14 protein-coding genes and 1 pseudogene are annotated in these 14,929 nt (G+C 68.8%); 8 read left to right on the top strand and 7 right to left on the bottom strand.

What is annotated here, in order from left to right; genetic code table 11:
* Positions 1-8 precede the first annotated feature (8 nt).
* Positions 9-938, top strand: coding sequence for an N-acetylmuramic acid 6-phosphate etherase (locus ACLJQ7_RS09615; RefSeq protein WP_410647733.1), 930 nt, complete (start codon positions 9-11; stop codon positions 936-938).
* 71 nt (positions 939-1,009) lie between these two features.
* Positions 1,010-1,603 carry a hypothetical protein gene (locus ACLJQ7_RS09610; RefSeq protein ID WP_410647732.1) on the top strand — a complete coding sequence of 198 codons (594 nt, stop codon included), beginning with the start codon at positions 1,010-1,012 and terminating at the stop codon, positions 1,601-1,603.
* A 94-nt stretch (positions 1,604-1,697) separates the two neighbouring features.
* Here the strand turns inward: ACLJQ7_RS09610 and ACLJQ7_RS09605 are convergent, their stop codons facing one another.
* The gene (locus ACLJQ7_RS09605) at positions 1,698-2,867 is read right to left on the bottom strand and encodes an MFS transporter (protein WP_410647730.1); all 1,170 of its coding nucleotides are present in this window, start codon (positions 2,865-2,867) and stop codon (positions 1,698-1,700) included.
* Between the two features lie 52 nt (positions 2,868-2,919).
* Here ACLJQ7_RS09605 and ACLJQ7_RS09600 point away from each other — a divergent pair, with 52 nt between their 5' ends.
* Positions 2,920-3,225 carry an ArsR/SmtB family transcription factor gene (locus ACLJQ7_RS09600; RefSeq protein ID WP_410647729.1) on the top strand — a complete coding sequence of 102 codons (306 nt, stop codon included), beginning with the start codon at positions 2,920-2,922 and terminating at the stop codon, positions 3,223-3,225.
* On the opposite strand, the gene ACLJQ7_RS09595 is transcribed toward ACLJQ7_RS09600, so the two are convergent.
* A complete protein-coding gene (locus tag ACLJQ7_RS09595; RefSeq protein WP_410647728.1) occupies positions 3,202-4,059 on the bottom strand; it encodes an alpha/beta hydrolase family esterase in 858 nt (285 codons plus the stop codon). The genes ACLJQ7_RS09600 and ACLJQ7_RS09595 overlap by 24 nt on opposite strands.
* Positions 4,060-4,174: 115 nt before the next feature.
* On the opposite strand from ACLJQ7_RS09595, the pseudogene ACLJQ7_RS09590 reads away from it, so the two are divergent.
* A pseudogene (locus ACLJQ7_RS09590) lies at positions 4,175-5,445 on the top strand (tannase/feruloyl esterase family alpha/beta hydrolase).
* Positions 5,446-5,449: 4 nt separating this feature from the next.
* The gene (locus tag ACLJQ7_RS09585; protein ID WP_410647726.1) at positions 5,450-6,034 is read left to right on the top strand and encodes a nitroreductase family protein; all 585 of its coding nucleotides are present in this window, start codon (positions 5,450-5,452) and stop codon (positions 6,032-6,034) included.
* Here the strand turns inward: ACLJQ7_RS09585 and ACLJQ7_RS09580 are convergent.
* The 5 genes from ACLJQ7_RS09580 to ACLJQ7_RS09560 form a co-directional block, all read right to left on the bottom strand.
* On the bottom strand, positions 6,012-7,847 hold the full coding sequence (locus ACLJQ7_RS09580; RefSeq protein WP_410647725.1) for a helix-turn-helix domain-containing protein: 1,836 nt from the start codon (positions 7,845-7,847) through the stop codon (positions 6,012-6,014). The two genes, ACLJQ7_RS09585 and ACLJQ7_RS09580, sit on opposite strands and share 23 nt — an antisense overlap.
* Positions 7,844-9,160 (bottom strand): MFS transporter, encoded by a 1,317-nt coding sequence (locus tag ACLJQ7_RS09575; protein ID WP_410647724.1) that lies wholly within the window; start codon positions 9,158-9,160, stop codon positions 7,844-7,846. The genes ACLJQ7_RS09580 and ACLJQ7_RS09575 overlap by 4 nt, the downstream gene beginning before the upstream one ends.
* A gap of 174 nt (positions 9,161-9,334) precedes the next feature.
* A complete protein-coding gene (locus ACLJQ7_RS09570; protein WP_410647723.1) occupies positions 9,335-10,093 on the bottom strand; it encodes a 3-hydroxybutyrate dehydrogenase in 759 nt (252 codons plus the stop codon).
* Positions 10,094-10,252: 159 nt separating this feature from the next.
* Positions 10,253-10,984 (bottom strand): oxidoreductase, encoded by a 732-nt coding sequence (locus tag ACLJQ7_RS09565; protein WP_410647722.1) that lies wholly within the window; start codon positions 10,982-10,984, stop codon positions 10,253-10,255.
* Positions 10,981-11,478, bottom strand: coding sequence for a phosphoribosyltransferase (locus ACLJQ7_RS09560; protein WP_410647721.1), 498 nt, complete (start codon positions 11,476-11,478; stop codon positions 10,981-10,983). The genes ACLJQ7_RS09565 and ACLJQ7_RS09560 overlap by 4 nt, the downstream gene beginning before the upstream one ends.
* Positions 11,479-11,592: 114 nt before the next feature.
* On the opposite strand from ACLJQ7_RS09560, the gene ACLJQ7_RS09555 reads away from it, so the two are divergent.
* The 3 genes from ACLJQ7_RS09555 (at position 11,593) to ACLJQ7_RS09545 (ending at position 14,903) form a co-directional block, all read left to right on the top strand.
* The gene (locus ACLJQ7_RS09555; protein ID WP_410647720.1) at positions 11,593-12,180 is read left to right on the top strand and encodes a GNAT family N-acetyltransferase; all 588 of its coding nucleotides are present in this window, start codon (positions 11,593-11,595) and stop codon (positions 12,178-12,180) included.
* A 100-nt stretch (positions 12,181-12,280) separates the two neighbouring features.
* Positions 12,281-14,251 carry an acetate--CoA ligase gene (acs, locus tag ACLJQ7_RS09550; RefSeq protein ID WP_410647719.1) on the top strand — a complete coding sequence of 657 codons (1,971 nt, stop codon included), beginning with the start codon at positions 12,281-12,283 and terminating at the stop codon, positions 14,249-14,251.
* A gap of 166 nt (positions 14,252-14,417) precedes the next feature.
* On the top strand, positions 14,418-14,903 hold the full coding sequence (locus ACLJQ7_RS09545; protein WP_410647718.1) for a DUF6319 family protein: 486 nt from the start codon (positions 14,418-14,420) through the stop codon (positions 14,901-14,903).
* Positions 14,904-14,929: the final 26 nt, after the last annotated feature.

Here is a 14,929-nt window from a genome sequence, read left to right as displayed (position 1 = left end):
TGAGGCGCATGATGACCGTCCCACGCCAGGTGGTGCACGTCGATTCGCCAACCGAACAGCGCAATCCACGGACGACCGACATCGACCTGATGTCGACCATGGGCATCCTCGGCGCCATCAACGCCGAGGACCGCCGGGTCCCCGAAGCCGTCGCCGCGGTGCTGCCGCAGGTGGCGCGGGCGGTCGACTTCGCCGTGGAAGCGCTGCGGTCGGGACACCGCGTGCACTACTTCGGGGCCGGCACCTCCGGCAGGCTGGCGACGTTGGACGCGGCGGAGCTCGTGCCGACGTTCAACGTGCCCTCCGATTGGTTCATCGCGCATCACGCGGGCGGCGCACGCGCGCTGCGCCAAGCCGTCGAAGACGCCGAGGACAACGCGAAGGCCGGAGCCGCCGAGGTGGCCGAGTCCGTCGCGCCCGGCGACTTCGTGCTCGGGCTGACCGCTTCCGGCCGGACGCCCTACGTCCTCGGCGCGCTGGCCGCGGCCAGCCGTCGCGGTGGCCGCACCGCCTTGGTGTCGGGCAATCCGGCAGCGGTGACGCCGCCGGGTGTCGATGTCCTCATCGCGGTGGACACCGGCCCCGAGGCGATCGCCGGGTCGACGCGGATGAAGGCGGGCACGGCGCAGAAGATCATCCTCACCGCGTTTTCGACCGCGACGATGATCAAGCTCGGCCGTACGTACTCGAATCTGATGGTCAGCATGCGGGCGAGCAACGCGAAGCTGCGCGGACGGACCATCAGGATCCTGCGTGAGGCCACCGGAATGAGCATGGCGGACTGCTCCGACGCGCTCACCGAGGCCGACGGCGACCTCAAGGTCGCGCTGGTCCATCTGCTGTCCGGTGAGGACGTCGCGAGTGCGGCGAAGGCGCTGGCGGCGAACGATGGCCACGTACGCAAGGCTCTCGACTCCCTCCGGGTGCACGCGAGCTGAACACCGGCGGACAGACCCGTTCATCCCGACGCCTCGCGCTCTCGCGACGCGAACGGGTGTCCGTCGCCGGGATGGCCGGGTTCATCCTGCTGCTCAACGTCATCGGCTGGGGGGTCCTGACGCTTTTCGTGGCGCCGCGCCAGTACGAGCTCGGCGCCACGGGCGTGTTCGGGGTCGGCCTCGGCGTCACGGCGTTCGTGCTCGGGATGCGGCACGCGTTCGACGCGGACCACATCGCCGCGATCGACAACACCACCCGCAAGCTGATGGCCGACGGGCAACGGCCGCTTTCGGTCGGTTTCTGGTTCTCCCTCGGCCATTCGACGATCGTGTTCGTCCTGTGCCTGCTGTTGTCGCTCGGGGTGCGAGCGCTGGCCGGCGCCGTCGAGGACGATTCGTCGGCGCTGCACGAGGCGACCGGGCTGATCGGGACGTCGGTTTCCGCGGTGTTCCTGTACCTCATCGGGATTATGAACCTGGTGGTGCTGGTCGGCATCGTGAAGGTGTTCCGGCGGATGCGGCGGGGCGAGTTCGACGAAGCGTCGCTGGAGCGGAGCTTGGACTACGTGGGCTACGCGGTCGTAGCGCTCTTCGTGCTGACGTGGGCTCTCGCGCTCCTCGTGTGGCGCTTCGCGCGGATCGAGGAGCGCTGGTCGGTCAAATAGCCCCCTGACCTGCGGAAAGAGAGCAAGGGACCTTTGCTACCGTTTCTCTCGACATTGAGACAAACGAGAGCAAAGGTCCCTTGCTCCCCTTTGGTCAGGCGGGCTCGGGCACCCGCGCCCGCGAAGGCACCGAAAGCGCGAAGCCCAGCAGACCGACGAAGGCGGCAACGGGCCCGACCCACCAGACGCCCGCAGACGACAGAACGACGCCACCCAGCGCGGCCCCGAGCGCACCGCCGGCGTAGATCGCGGAACCGTTGAGCCCCAAGGCGACCGTCGGCGCGTCGGGCGCCAGCGAGAACAGCCGGTGCTGCTGCGGCACCATCAGCATCCCGCCGAACACGCCCGATGCCAGCGTGAAGATCAGCGCGCCGGGCAGGCTCAGCACGGCGACGTCCAGCAGCGCCAGCGTCAGGACCGTACCGATGAGCGAGATCGAGCGGACGCGCGCGGAGCCGAGCGAGTCGGTGGCCCGGCCCGCGAAGGCGTTGCCCACGATCTGCCCGATCCCGAAGCCGACGAGCAGCCACGAGATCATCGCGCCCGCCGCGACCGGAGCGACCAGCACCGGCAAGTACACGAAGGCCGCGAAGCCCGCAGCGGTGCCGAGAACGCTCACGCCGAGCACGCGCGCGATCGGCGGACGTGCGACGACGGCGAGCCTGTCGCGCAACGACACCGTCGGCATCCGGACTCCCGGCAGAAGCGGCACGAGCAGCATCACGATCACCGCCACCGCGCCGATCCCCCACATCACCGCGCGCCAGCCGAACCAGTTCCCGGCCAGCACGCCGATCGGCACACCGAGCACCATCGACACGCTCATCCCGGCGGAGACCGTGGCCAGTGCGCGGCCGCGGCGCTCGTCCGACGCCAGCGCACCGGCGAGGACGTAGGCGTTGGACTGGAACGCGGCGGCGCCGAGGGCGGCCAGCACGCGGGCGACGGCGACCACGGCGAAGGACTCGCCGAGCGCCTGACCGGCCATGCCGATCGTGAACAGCACCATCCCCGCGCCGAGCACCCAGCGCCGGTCGAGCCGTCCTGTGAAGGCCGCGATGATCGGCGAGGAAACCGCGTAGGTCACCGCGAAGACCGTGGTCAGCTGGCCCGCGACGGCTTCGGAAACGCGCAGGTCGGCGGCGATGGCAGGCAGCAGCCCGTTCAGGACGAATCCGTCGGTACCGACGGTGAACGTCCCGACGGCGAGTACCAGCAGAACCCCCAGAGCGAGCCGATCATTTGATGATCGTCGAATCGTCATGAGAGGTATAGTGACGGGACTATTCGATGACTGTCAAATAGTTTGGAGTGAAGTGAGCAGCACGCTGCCGCAGCCGTCGATCGACGAGATCGAGATCGTGCCGGTCCTTCAGGCGCTCGCGGACCCCGTGCGCCTGGAGCTGATCCGCGCCCTGCGAAGCAATCCTTCGCCGCGAAGCTGCGCCATCACCGAGTACGACGTCGAGATCAGCGCGCCGACGCTTTCCCATCACTGGAAGGTCTTGCGCGAGGCCGGCCTCACGACGACGTTCGTCGAGGGCCGGACCCGTTGGGTCGAGCTACGCACCGAAGACCTCCACACGCGCTTCCCCGGGCTACTGGACGCCGTCCTCGCCTAGCCGCCACTTGGCCGCGAGTTCGCCGGCGGCGCACACGCCGACGTCGAGCAGGTACGGGCCCGCTTGACCGCAACCGGACCTCGGTGCGATCGGCTGACCGTGCCCCATCCCGGTGATGGCGTGCGTGTCGACGGCGGCACCGACGTCGGTCCACTGCTCGGAAAGTTCGCGCATGTTCATCGGAGCGACCGTGTAGTCCGCGGTCCCGTGCCAGACGCTGACCGGCGAACGCGGCCCAGCCCCCGCGGCCCGCACCTTGTCGCCCCACTGCTTCGGAGTCAGGTCCTTGCCGGGATTCATGCAGGAGTAGGCGTCGATCATCGAAGCCGCGCAGCCATAAGGCAGTCCCGCGACGACACCGCCGCCCGCGAACAGTTCCGGATACGCCGCCAGCAGCACCGAAGTCATCGCACCACCCGCCGAAAGGCCGGTGACGTACGTCCGGCTCCCGGCCGAGAACCGCGCCATCTGCGCGATCGATTCGGCCTCGCCGGAGCCGCGCTTGATGTCACCCGCCTGGAACCAGTTGAAGCACTTGCTGAAGTTGTTCGCCGAGACCTGTTGCGGCAGAACGAGTTTGAACCGCAGCCGGTCCGCGAGCCCGACCCAGCCGGAGCCGCGCGCGTATCCGGCCGCGTCCTGGGTGCAGCCGTGCAGCACGACCACCGCCGGACGCCCGGCCGGCAGCCCGTCGGGAACGTATTCGAACATCTGCAACGCACCGGGATTGCTCCCGAACCCGGTCACCGGGCGGATCGTCGCCGCCTGCGCCGGAGCCGAAAAGAGAAGGGTCAATGCCGAAACCACCGCGACGATGAGGAGTTTTCGCATCATTTCAGGCTAAATCCGCCGTCTGCGGCGTTCCACGTGGCAAACCACCACAGCGGCGGCCGGTTTTGTGTGGTCGCGCCGGGTACCGGCCTCCGAGGAGCCCGCTTACCGTCGGCCGATGCGGCTCATTCTGGTCCTCGCGATGATGCTGGCCCTGGCCACCCCCGCCCAGGCGGCGAGTGGTTGCGGGAACGTGCGCGTTCCCGGGGCCGCGAACGAACGACTGTCCTGTTTGGACGATCTGACGACCACCGGCACGCTGGTCACCGGGCACACCGTCCAGTCCGACTGGGCCGGGCTCACGTCGGCAGGCTTCCCCGCGCCGAGCGGTGTTCCCGGTATCCAGATCGACGGCTACTTCCCGGATTCGTCGACGTCCAACACGACGCACGGCTGGAACCACGACGCGCAGTTCGTGCTGCGGCTGCCCGATCGCTGGAACGGCGGCCTGGTGGTCTCGGGGTCGCCCGGTGTGCGACGCCAGTACGCGAACGATCGCGCGATCGGCGACCAGGTCCTCGCCGCCGGCTACGCGTTCGCCGCCACCGACAAGGGCAACACCGGCGCGGACTTCCACACGGACGGACGCCGCCCCGGCGACGCGCTCGCCGAGTGGAACTCACGGGTCACCCAGCTGACGATCGCCGCGAAGTCCACCATCGCGCACCGCTACGGGCGTCCGCCGAGCCGCACCCTCGCGGCCGGAATGTCGAACGGCGGCTACCTCGTCCGCTGGCAGCTGGAGAACCGGCCGTGGCTCTACGACGGCGGCATCGACTGGGAGGGCACGCTTTGGCACGAAGACGGCCCGAACCTGTTCACCTTCCTGCCGCCCGCGATCAAGGCTTACCCCGCGTACGCCGCCGGTTCGCGCAAGCCCGCCAACGAATTCTCGACGCCGGTTTCGCGCCGGGCTCGGAATTCCTCTGGCCGTACCACAACGACGTCTACTGGGGCCTGACCCAGCGCATCTACCAGGCCGAATTCGATCCGTCGTTCGCCGGAACCGACTACGACTACGCCACTCGCCCACGGCCGGTGCACCGCGCGGTCGAACGGATCTCGCTGACCGGCCGCATCGGCAAACCGCTGATCACCCTGCACGGCACCCTCGACACGCTGCTGCCGATCACCCGCGATTCCGACGTCTACCAGCGGATGATCGCCGAACAGGGCCGCGCCGGGCTCCAGCGCTACTACCGGATCGTCGACGGCAACCACGTCGACGGGCTTTACGACGCCTTCCCGGACAAGCTGCGCCCGATCGGCCCCTGTTTCCGCACGGCGTTCACCGCGCTCGAAGGCTGGCTCGACGGCGTCCGCCCGCCCGCTTCGGCGACGATCCCGCGCGCGAGCGGTGACCTGGCGACCAGTTGCAGCCTAAGCTGATCGGATGGAATTCCAGGACGTCGTACGACGCCGTCGCATGGTCCGGAAGTTCACCGACGAACCCGTCGCCGAGGCGAGCCTGCGGCGCATTCTGCGCAACGCGCTCAAAGGCCCTTCGGCCGGTTTCTCACAAGGACAAGGGTTTCTCGTCCTCGCCGGCGAAGAACTCACGAAATTCTGGGAGTTCGGGGCGAGCTGGGCGCCCGAAACCGTGACCACGGCACCGGTCGCGATCGTCCCGCTCTCGGTCAAGAACGCCTACCTCGACCGCTATGCCAAGCCCGACAAGGGTGTCGCCGACCGTGACGACTCGTGGTGGCGCGTGCCGTACTGGGACGTCGACACCGGGATGGCGACGTTGCTGATCCTCCAGACCGCCGTCGACGAGGGTCTCGGCGCGGTGTTCTTCGGGCTGGCACCGGAAAGCGTGGAGCGGCTGCACAGCGAGTTCGGTGTGCCGGAGGATCACGACCCGATCGGCGTCGTGGCGCTCGGCCACGGCGCGGAATCCGGACCGTCGCCCGGTTCCTCTTCGACCAAGATCGCTCGCCGCGATTTCGACGACGTCATCCGTTTCGGTCATTGGTGAGGCGGTGCAGCCTGAGCGCGAGCTGGAGTTCCAGCGCGCGCTCGGGCGCCTGCCAGTGCTCTCCCAGCAGTGACGCGATGCGATCCAGCCGCTGCACGACCGTGTTGACGTGCACGTGGAGGAGATCCTTCGCGCGGGTCAAGTTGCCGCCGCAGGCGAAATACGCGCGCAGGGTGCCGATCAGGTCCGTGCCGCGGCGTTCGTCGTAGTCGAGCACCGGGCCGATCGTGGCGGTCACGTACGCGCCCAGATCGGCGTGCTCGCCGAGCAGCAGCCCGACGAAACCCAGGTCGGCCATGCTCGCGCCTTCCCCCGCGCGCCCCAGCGCCAGCAGCGACGCGACGCAGCGCGCGGCTTCGGCGTGCGCCACGGCCAGTTCCCTCGGTGACGCCGCCGGGCCCGCCGCACCCACCGTCACCGGGCAGTCCATTGTGGACGCGAGTTCGGTGGCGACGGACCGGGCCAGCGCTCCTGGGTCCGCACCGCCGACCAGAAGGACCACCTCGTCGGCATGGACACCGACGAGGGCCGCGTGCCGGGCGGCCGCCGTGGCCAGCCTTCGCCGGGAGACGTCGTCGGCATGCGCGACCAGCACCGCGTGCGGTGTCGACAAATCGACCCCCAAGCGGCGACCGCGAGCCAGCAGTGCGGCGGGGTTGCGGCCCGGCGCGGTGAGCAGGTCCGACAGCAACTCCCCGCGCACTTCGTCCTCGGCGCGCGCGACGGATCGCCGCTGCATCAGCAGGACGGCGGTGACCACCCCCGCCCGCTCGAACAGCCGCCGGTCGGCCTCGCCAAGCGACGGCCCACCGCCGAGTACCAGACTGCCGAGGAATTCCTGCCCCGCCTGGACAGCGCAGAGCCAACCGTCCTCAGTGGACACCGCGCGTCCGCTCGTCCTGGACGCCGAAACCGCCGCACGCGAAAGGCTCAGCTCGCCGTCGGTCCGGGCGAGGACGACACCGTCGGCGTCATAGACGGCGATCGAGCCGCCGAGCACGTCCGCGACCGCGGCGGCGACCTCGGCCAGATCGCCGCCGCGCAGCACGAGATCCATCAGCCGGTCGTGGGCGTCCTCGGCGCGGCGCATCGCGTCGTTGTGCGCGCTGATCGTCGCGTTGGCGGCGTTCAGTTCGGCGACCGCGCGGCGCGTCTCGTCGAGCAGATGCGCGTTGTCCAGCGCGATCGCCGCGTGGTCGGCCAGCGACGACAGCAGCGCGACCTCGTCGGGCGAGAAGTCACGGCTGGTCCGGTCGGAGGCGAACAGCACCCCGATGACCTTGCTGCCGATCGCCAGCGGCACCCCGAGGATCGCGGTCAGCCCCTCGTCGAGCACACCGGTGTCGATCGACGAAGTGTGCCGGAAACGCTTGTCGTTGAAGTAGTCCGCGGTCGCGTACGGTCGCGCGGTCTGCGCGACCAGCCCGCCGAGCCCCTCGCCCATGCCCAGCACGATGTCCTGGAACAGCGCGGAAACCGAGCCGTCGGTCACGCGGACGTAGGTCTTGCCCTCGGTTTCGTCGTTGAGGCTGAGATACGAGACGTCCACGCCGAGCAACGCCCGCGCCCGCCGCACGATCGACCGCAGGACGGCGTCCGGATCGTCCAGCCGGGCGAGATCGCTGGCCGTGTCGAACAGCGCGGCCAGCTCCGCCTCTCGCCGCCTGTGCTCGGCGACGGTGTCCCGGATCCGGAGCGCCAGTTCGGTGGCCTTCGGGTCGACGGGGACGTGCGCCAGCTGCTCGCTGCCCGCCCCGGAGGCGAGCAGTTCGAGCAGCCGGCGCAACTGTGCGGAACTGTCCACAAGGGTCATGCTGACACGTGACCGCGCTCCGTGAGAACTTCGGAGTGCAGGGACTCCCCCTTGGTCTCGCGGGCGGCGAGCAGGGCGATCACGGTCAGCACGCACATCGCGACCACGTAGAGCGAGACCGGGATCGTGCTGCCGAACTCCCTGAACAACGCGACCGCGATGAGCGGCGCCACCGCCCCGGCCGCGATCGACGACAGCTGCCCGCCGACCGAAAGGCCGGTGTAGCGCACCCGCGTCGGGAACTGCTCGGAGAAGAATGCGGCCTGCGGGCCGTACATCGCGCCGTGGAGCACCAGCCCGACCGTCGCCGCGAGAATGATGACACCGGAGTTCTTCGTGTCGAGCATCGCGAAGAACGCGAAACTCCACGCCGCCATGCCGATCGCGCCGAACAGGTACACCGGCCGTCGGCCGATCCGGTCGGAAAGCATGCCCCACAAGGGAATGGTCAGGAAGTGCACGGCCGAACCGATGAGCACCGCGTTGAGGCCGGCCGATTTCGGCAGGTTCAGCCCGGTGGTGACGTAGACGAGGATGAACGCGGTGATCACGTAGTACGAGACGTTCTCCGCCATACGCGAACCGATCGTGATCAGCACCGCGCGCCAGCTCTTGCGGAACACCTCGACGACCGGGGCGTGCGTGGTCGCGTTGTTCTTCTGCGCGGCAAGGAACACCGGTGATTCGCTGACCGCGAGCCGGATCCACAGCCCGATCACCACGAGGACACCGGAAAGCAGGAACGGGATCCGCCAGCCCCAGCTGAGGAACGCCTCATCGGACTGCGTCGCGGCGAGGATCGCCAAGACCGCCGTCGCGAGCAAATTGCCGCCGGGAGCTCCGCATTGCGGCCAGGACGCCCAGAATCCGCGTCGCTTGTCGTCGCCGTGTTCGGAGACGATCAGTACCGCGCCACCCCATTCGCCGCCGAGCGCGAAACCCTGCACGAGCCGCAGGAGCGTCAGCAGGATCGGCGCCAGTACACCGACGGTCGCGTACGTCGGGAGGATGCCCATCGCGCAGGTCGAACCGCCCATCAGCAACAGGCTCAGCACCAGCAGCTTCTTGCGGCCGACGCGGTCACCGAAGTGGCCGAACACCAGCCCGCCGATCGGCCGCGCGAGGAAACCGACGGCGTAGGTCAGGAACGCGAGCAGCGTGCCGGTGAGCGGATCGTTGGTGGGGAAGAACAATTTGCCGAACACCAGCGCCGCGGCGGAGGTGTAGAGGAAGAAGTCGTACCACTCGATCGTCGTTCCGATCAGGCTGGCGCTGACGACCTTCGCGATCGAGCCGCGGTTCTGCGTGGTCACCGAGGACGTCCTTTCGTGAGAACCTGTTGGCGGAGCAGGAGGTGGGTCCGGAAGGCGGGCCGGAGGCCCCGCTATCGCGGTGGCAGGGCGCCGTATCGCCGTCGTGAGTGGACGACCGGGCAGCGCCCTGCCGACGTCGATCGCGGTCGCGGGTTCCTCGGGAGACACAGGGGTTCACGCGGCGGTCCAGCCGCCGTCGAGGGGGATCGAGGTACCGGTGACATGGGCGGCGTGCTCGCCGGACAGCCAGAGCACGCAAGCGGCGACGTCGGCGGGTTCGATGAGCCGCTTGATCGCGGAACGGCGCAGGAGGACCTGTTCGATGACGGCGTCGCGTTCGAGCCCGTGCTCCTCGGCCTGCGCCTGGAGCTGGCCGGTGACCAGCGGTGTCCGGACGTAGCCGGGGTTGACGCAGTTGCTGGTCACGCCGTGCTCCGCGCCTTCGAGCGCGGTGACCTTGGAGAGGCCTTCGAGCGCGTGTTTCGCGGTGACGTACGCGGATTTGAACGGGCTCGCGCGCAGGCCGTGGACGCTGGACATGTTGACCACGCGCCCCCAGCCGCGTTCGTACATATGCGGCAGCGCGCGGCGGATCAGCAGGAACGGCGCGGTGACCATGAGCGCCTGGATGCGGGTGAACGTCTCCGGCGGGAACTCGTGGATCGGCGCGATGTGCTGGAAACCGGCGTTGTTGACGAGGATGTCGACCTCGGCCGGCAGGGTCTCGACGGCTTGGGCGTCGGTGAGGTCGACGACGTGCGCGATGCCGTTGACGTCGGCCGCCGCCTGCTCGACGGCGTCGTCGATGTCGGCGAGGTGGACCTTGGCCCCCGCCTCGGCGAGCGCTTCGGCGCAGGCCAGGCCGATCCCGCTCGCCGCGCCCGTGACCAGCGCGGACTTACCGGCCAGATCGCTGTGATACGCACCACTCATGCCGAACGACGTTAGGTCGCTCTCGGCCCTTAGACCATGTGGCTACGCCCCACACCTACCCACGACCTCATGTGAGCCCACCCCACTCCCGCATTTCGTCCTCTGAATGCGGTAGTTGGCATCGCGAACTACCGCATCGAGAGGACGAAACGCGGGAGGTCAGCCGGCGGCGTCGGAGATCGACTTCGCCTCGCGGGCGCCGGCCTCGAAGGCTTCACACGAAAAGAGCAGCCACGCCCGGACGCCGTCGGGAGTTCCCCCGGCGAACGCCGAAGCGGCTTCGAGGTACTTCGGCACGCGCCGGAAGTACGCGACCTCGGGCACTGTCAGCGCCTTTGGGTCCAGCCCGGTCGCCACCGCTGAAAGCCGCGCCGCCGCCCGTGCGACGACACCGTCCGCGGAGCCGAAAGGCTTGAGCGCCAACAGTTCCCCGTGCACGACGGCGGTCAGCACCGGCCCCGGCACCGACGTCACGCCGGCGACCAGTTGCGCCAGCATCTCCAGCCGCGGGCCGACGTCACCGGACGACCGCGGCCGCCCCAGCGCGTCGAAATCCGTCACCAGATCCGACGCGGCGAGAACATGCAGACGCGCCAACGCCTGCAACGGCGCACGCCGCCACGTCGGCAGCAGGCCCTCCAGCGCTTCCGCGACCCGCAGCGCGCCCGCCAGCACCGGATCGCTCACTTCACCCGACTCGGGCAGTTCGGGCGCGGCGCCTTCGATCCCGGCCGACGCCCGCGCCGACCGGACGGAGGCTTCGGCGGCCGTCGCCGCGCCGCCGCGCAGGTTGGCGGGCAGCCGGTGGACGGCGAACACCGCGTCCTGCGCCGATTTCGCGGCCGCGGCGACCCCTTCGAGGTCCAGCAGCGGCTTCAGCGGATCCGTCACGCGTCCAGCACCTGCCCCGCGCGCCGCACCACGGGCGCCTGCACCGACCACGGGAAGTTGATCCAGCGGTCCGTGTGCTTCCAGACGTACTCGCACTTGACGCACGCGCGCGGCTTCTCGTAGACGACCGCGCAGCGCACCTCGGCGACGTGGTCGGCGCAGAAGTCGCGGACCAGCTTCAAGGTCGCGCCGGTGTCCGCGACGTCGTCGGCGACGAGCACCTTCTTCTTCGTCAGGTCGACGACGTTCGGCACCGGCGGCAGCATGACCGGCAGGTCGAGCCGCTGGTCGACGCCGGTGTAGAACTCGACGTTCATCACGTGCAGGTTCTTGACGTCCAGCGCGTAGCCGAGCGCGCCGGCGACGAACAACCCGCCGCGCGCGATCGACAGGATGAGGTCCGGCTCGAAGCCGTCGTCGGCGACGGCCTGCGCCAGCTCCCTGCTGGCCGTCCCGAACAACTCCCAGGTGAGCTCTTCCCGCTCCTCGGCCATGCTGCCTCGCCTTCTCGATCGTTCCCGCGAGCATAGGCAACGCCCCAGTGGCCTTCTCGAATGCTTCGAAACTGGCTATCCAATAAGGCCATTGCCGTCCGTAGCGTCGAGGCCGTGAACGACTGGAACAGCTGGAGTGTCCATGCCACCCTGACCGGCGAACGCGTCCGCCTCGAACCGCTCACCCGCGATCACGCGAAGGGCCTGTTCGCCGCGGGCTCCGACCCGGCGATCTGGACGTGGCTCAGCCTCCGTCAGCCGCGAGACCTCGCCGCGGCCGAAGTGATGGTCGAAGACATCCTCGCCGACGCCGACCGCCGCGCCTGGGCCCAGATCGACGCGCGCACCGGCGAGGTCGCGGGCACGACGTCGTTCTACGCGATGAGCGCCCGCCACAAGATCGTTTCCGTCGGCTACACCTGGATCGGTTCCGAATGGCAGCGGACCGGACTCAACCGCGAGTCGAAACTCCTGTTGCTGCGCCACGCTTTCGACGACCTCGGCGCGAACCGCGTCTCGTGGGAGACCGACCTCCGCAACCTCAAGTCGCAGAAGGCGATCGAACGTCTCGGCGCGCAGCGGGAAGGGGTGCTGCGCGCGCATCGCGTCCGGCCGGACGGAACCATCCGCGACACCGTCGTCTACTCCCTCACCGGACCAGAATGGCCTGCGGTCCGTACCGCTTTGTCCTCAAGCGGATGAATGCCGCGCGCAACCACGATGCAACCTTTTACTTCGCGTCGTAACGTCGATAGCGTGCCAACGGGCGTGAAGACACGCGAATCACAGGAGGCATCGCACCATGACCGAGCAGTCGCCGGCGCTGGACAATTTACTCACGGAGAGCAGGACCTTCCCCCCGAGTGAGACTTTCAGCGCGCAAGCGAATGCCACCGCCGACTTCTACGCCGAGGCCGACGCGGACCGGGAAGCGTTCTGGGCCAAGCAGGCCGAGCGCCTCCACTGGGAAACGAAGTGGTCGCAGGTACTGGACTGGACCAATGCGCCGGTGGCGAAGTGGTTCGTGGGCGGGAAGCTCAATGTCGCGTACAACTGCGTCGACCGCCACGTCGATTCCGGGCACGGCGACCAGGTCGCCCTCCACTGGGTCGGCGAGCCCGGCGACAGCCGTGACATCACCTACGCGCAGTTGAAGGACGACGTTTCCAAGGCCGCGAACGCGTTCGAGTCCCTCGGCCTCAAGGCTGGCGACCGCGTCGCCATCCAGATGCCGATGGTGCCCGAAGCGATCGTCGCGATGCTCGCGTGCGCCCGGATCGGCGTCCTGCACAGTGTCGTCTTCGGTGGTTTTTCCCCGACAGCCCTGCGTTCCCGCGTGGACGACCAGGCGGCGCGGATCGTCATCACCACCGACGGCCAGTACCGCCGCGGCAAGGCCGCCCCGATGAAGGCCAATGTCGACGAAGCGCTCGAAGGCGCCGAATCGGTCGAGAAGGTCATCGTCGTGCGCCGCACCGGCGAAGAGGTGCCGATCACCGAAGGCCGCGACCTCTGGTGGCACGAACTGGTCGACGGCCAGTCCGCGGAGCACGCGCCGCAGGCGTTCGACTCCGAGCACCCGCTCTTCATCCTCTACACCTCCGGCACCACCGGGAAGCCGAAGGGCATCCTGCACACCTCCGGCGGATACCTGACCCAAGCCGCGTACACCCACCACAACGTCTTCGACCACAAGGCAGGCGAAGACGTCTACTGGTGCACCGCCGACATCGGCTGGATCACCGGGCACACGTACATCGTGTACGGGCCGCTGGCGAACCGGACGACGCAGGTCGTCTACGAAGGAACGCCGAACACCCCGCACGAGGGCCGCCACTGGGAGATCGTCCAGCAGCACAAGGTCTCCATCTACTACACCGCGCCCACGCTGATCCGCACGTTCATGAAGTGGGGCAACGAGATCCCGCAGAAGTACGACCTCTCGTCGCTGCGCGTGCTCGGCAGTGTCGGCGAGCCGATCAACCCCGAGGCGTGGATCTGGTACCGCGAGAACATCGGCGCGAACTCGGCGCCGATCGTCGACACCTGGTGGCAGACCGAGACCGGCGGGATCATGATCTCGCCGTTGCCGGGCGTCACCGCCACGAAGCCGGGCTCGGCGCAGAAGGCGCTGCCGGGTATCTCGGCGAAGGTCGTCGACGACCAGGGCGTCGAGGTCGGCAAGGGCGGCGGCGGTTACCTGGTGCTCGACAAGCCGTGGCCGGGCATGCTGCGCGGTATCTGGGGCGACGAGCAGCGCTTCCGCGACACCTACTGGTCGCGCTTCGCCGACCAGGGCTACTACTTCGCCGGTGACGGCGCGAAGTACGACGCCGACGGCGACGTCTGGCTGCTGGGCCGGGTCGACGACGTGATGAACGTGTCCGGGCACCGCATCTCGACCACCGAGGTTGAGTCCGCGCTGGTCTCGCACCCGACAGTCGCCGAGGCGGCCGTCGTCGGCGCGACCGACCCGACGACCGGGCAGGGCATCGTCGCTTTCGTCATCCTGCGCGGTAACGCGGTGGACGGTGGAGACAAGGCCGTGCAGGAGCTGCGCAACCACGTCGCCAAGGAGATCGGGCCGATCGCGAAGCCGCGGCAGATCCTGGTCGTGCAGGAGCTGCCGAAGACGCGGTCCGGCAAGATCATGCGCCGCCTGCTGCGCGACGTCGCCGAGAACCGCCAGGTCGGCGACGTGACCACGCTGGCCGACTCGTCGGTGATGGATCTGATCTCTTCGGGCCTGAAGTCCGGCAAGTCCGAGGAGTAACCCCACCTCAAGCGCTATGAAAGGTCCTTTCCTTGCAAAATTTGCCAGGAAAGGACCTTTCATGGCGCGCGACACGCCTATCACACCCCGGTTCGCGTCACTCGAACGCCTGTTCTAGGATGTGCCGGGTACCACCCCATACCCGGGCAAGGAGACGACACCGACGATGACCGTGGATGCCTTGACACGCACTGACGCCGTGTCCGAAGAAGCGGCTACCGAAGCGCCCGTCGACTCGACGCCGCAGGCGGAGACGGCCGAAGCCCCGGCCGAGGCGAAGACCGAGACTCCGGAAAACCCGGAGACCCCCACCGAAGAGAACACGGTGGAATCCCCCAAGCCCAAGCGTGGCCGCCCGAAGGTCGCCACGACGGCGAAGAAGACCCGCACCGTCGAGCTGACCCTCACGGTCACCGGCACCGCCGACGGCGAGTGGCAGGCCGAGCTCAAGAACGGCAGCAAGTGGGTCACGAAGGGCCTGGAGATCCCGGCCGCGGCCGTGTCCCGCGCCGCCAAGGAACTGCACGCCGACCTGTCGGGCCCGATCGACGAGGTCATCAACGCCGCCCGCGAGCTGCAGGCCGCGAAGGTCGCTCAGCTCGAAGCCGAGCTGGAGAAGGCGAAGCTGGCGCTGGCCGAGCTGGACGCGTAAGACTTTCCTCCCGACCGGGGCGGACG

Origin of the sequence: Amycolatopsis sp. cmx-4-54 (assembly GCF_046548895.1) — a bacterium.
Lineage (GTDB): Bacteria > Actinomycetota > Actinomycetes > Mycobacteriales > Pseudonocardiaceae > Amycolatopsis.
Note: the sequence above shows the minus strand (reverse complement) of the source record. Positions and strands in the feature narration are given on the sequence as shown.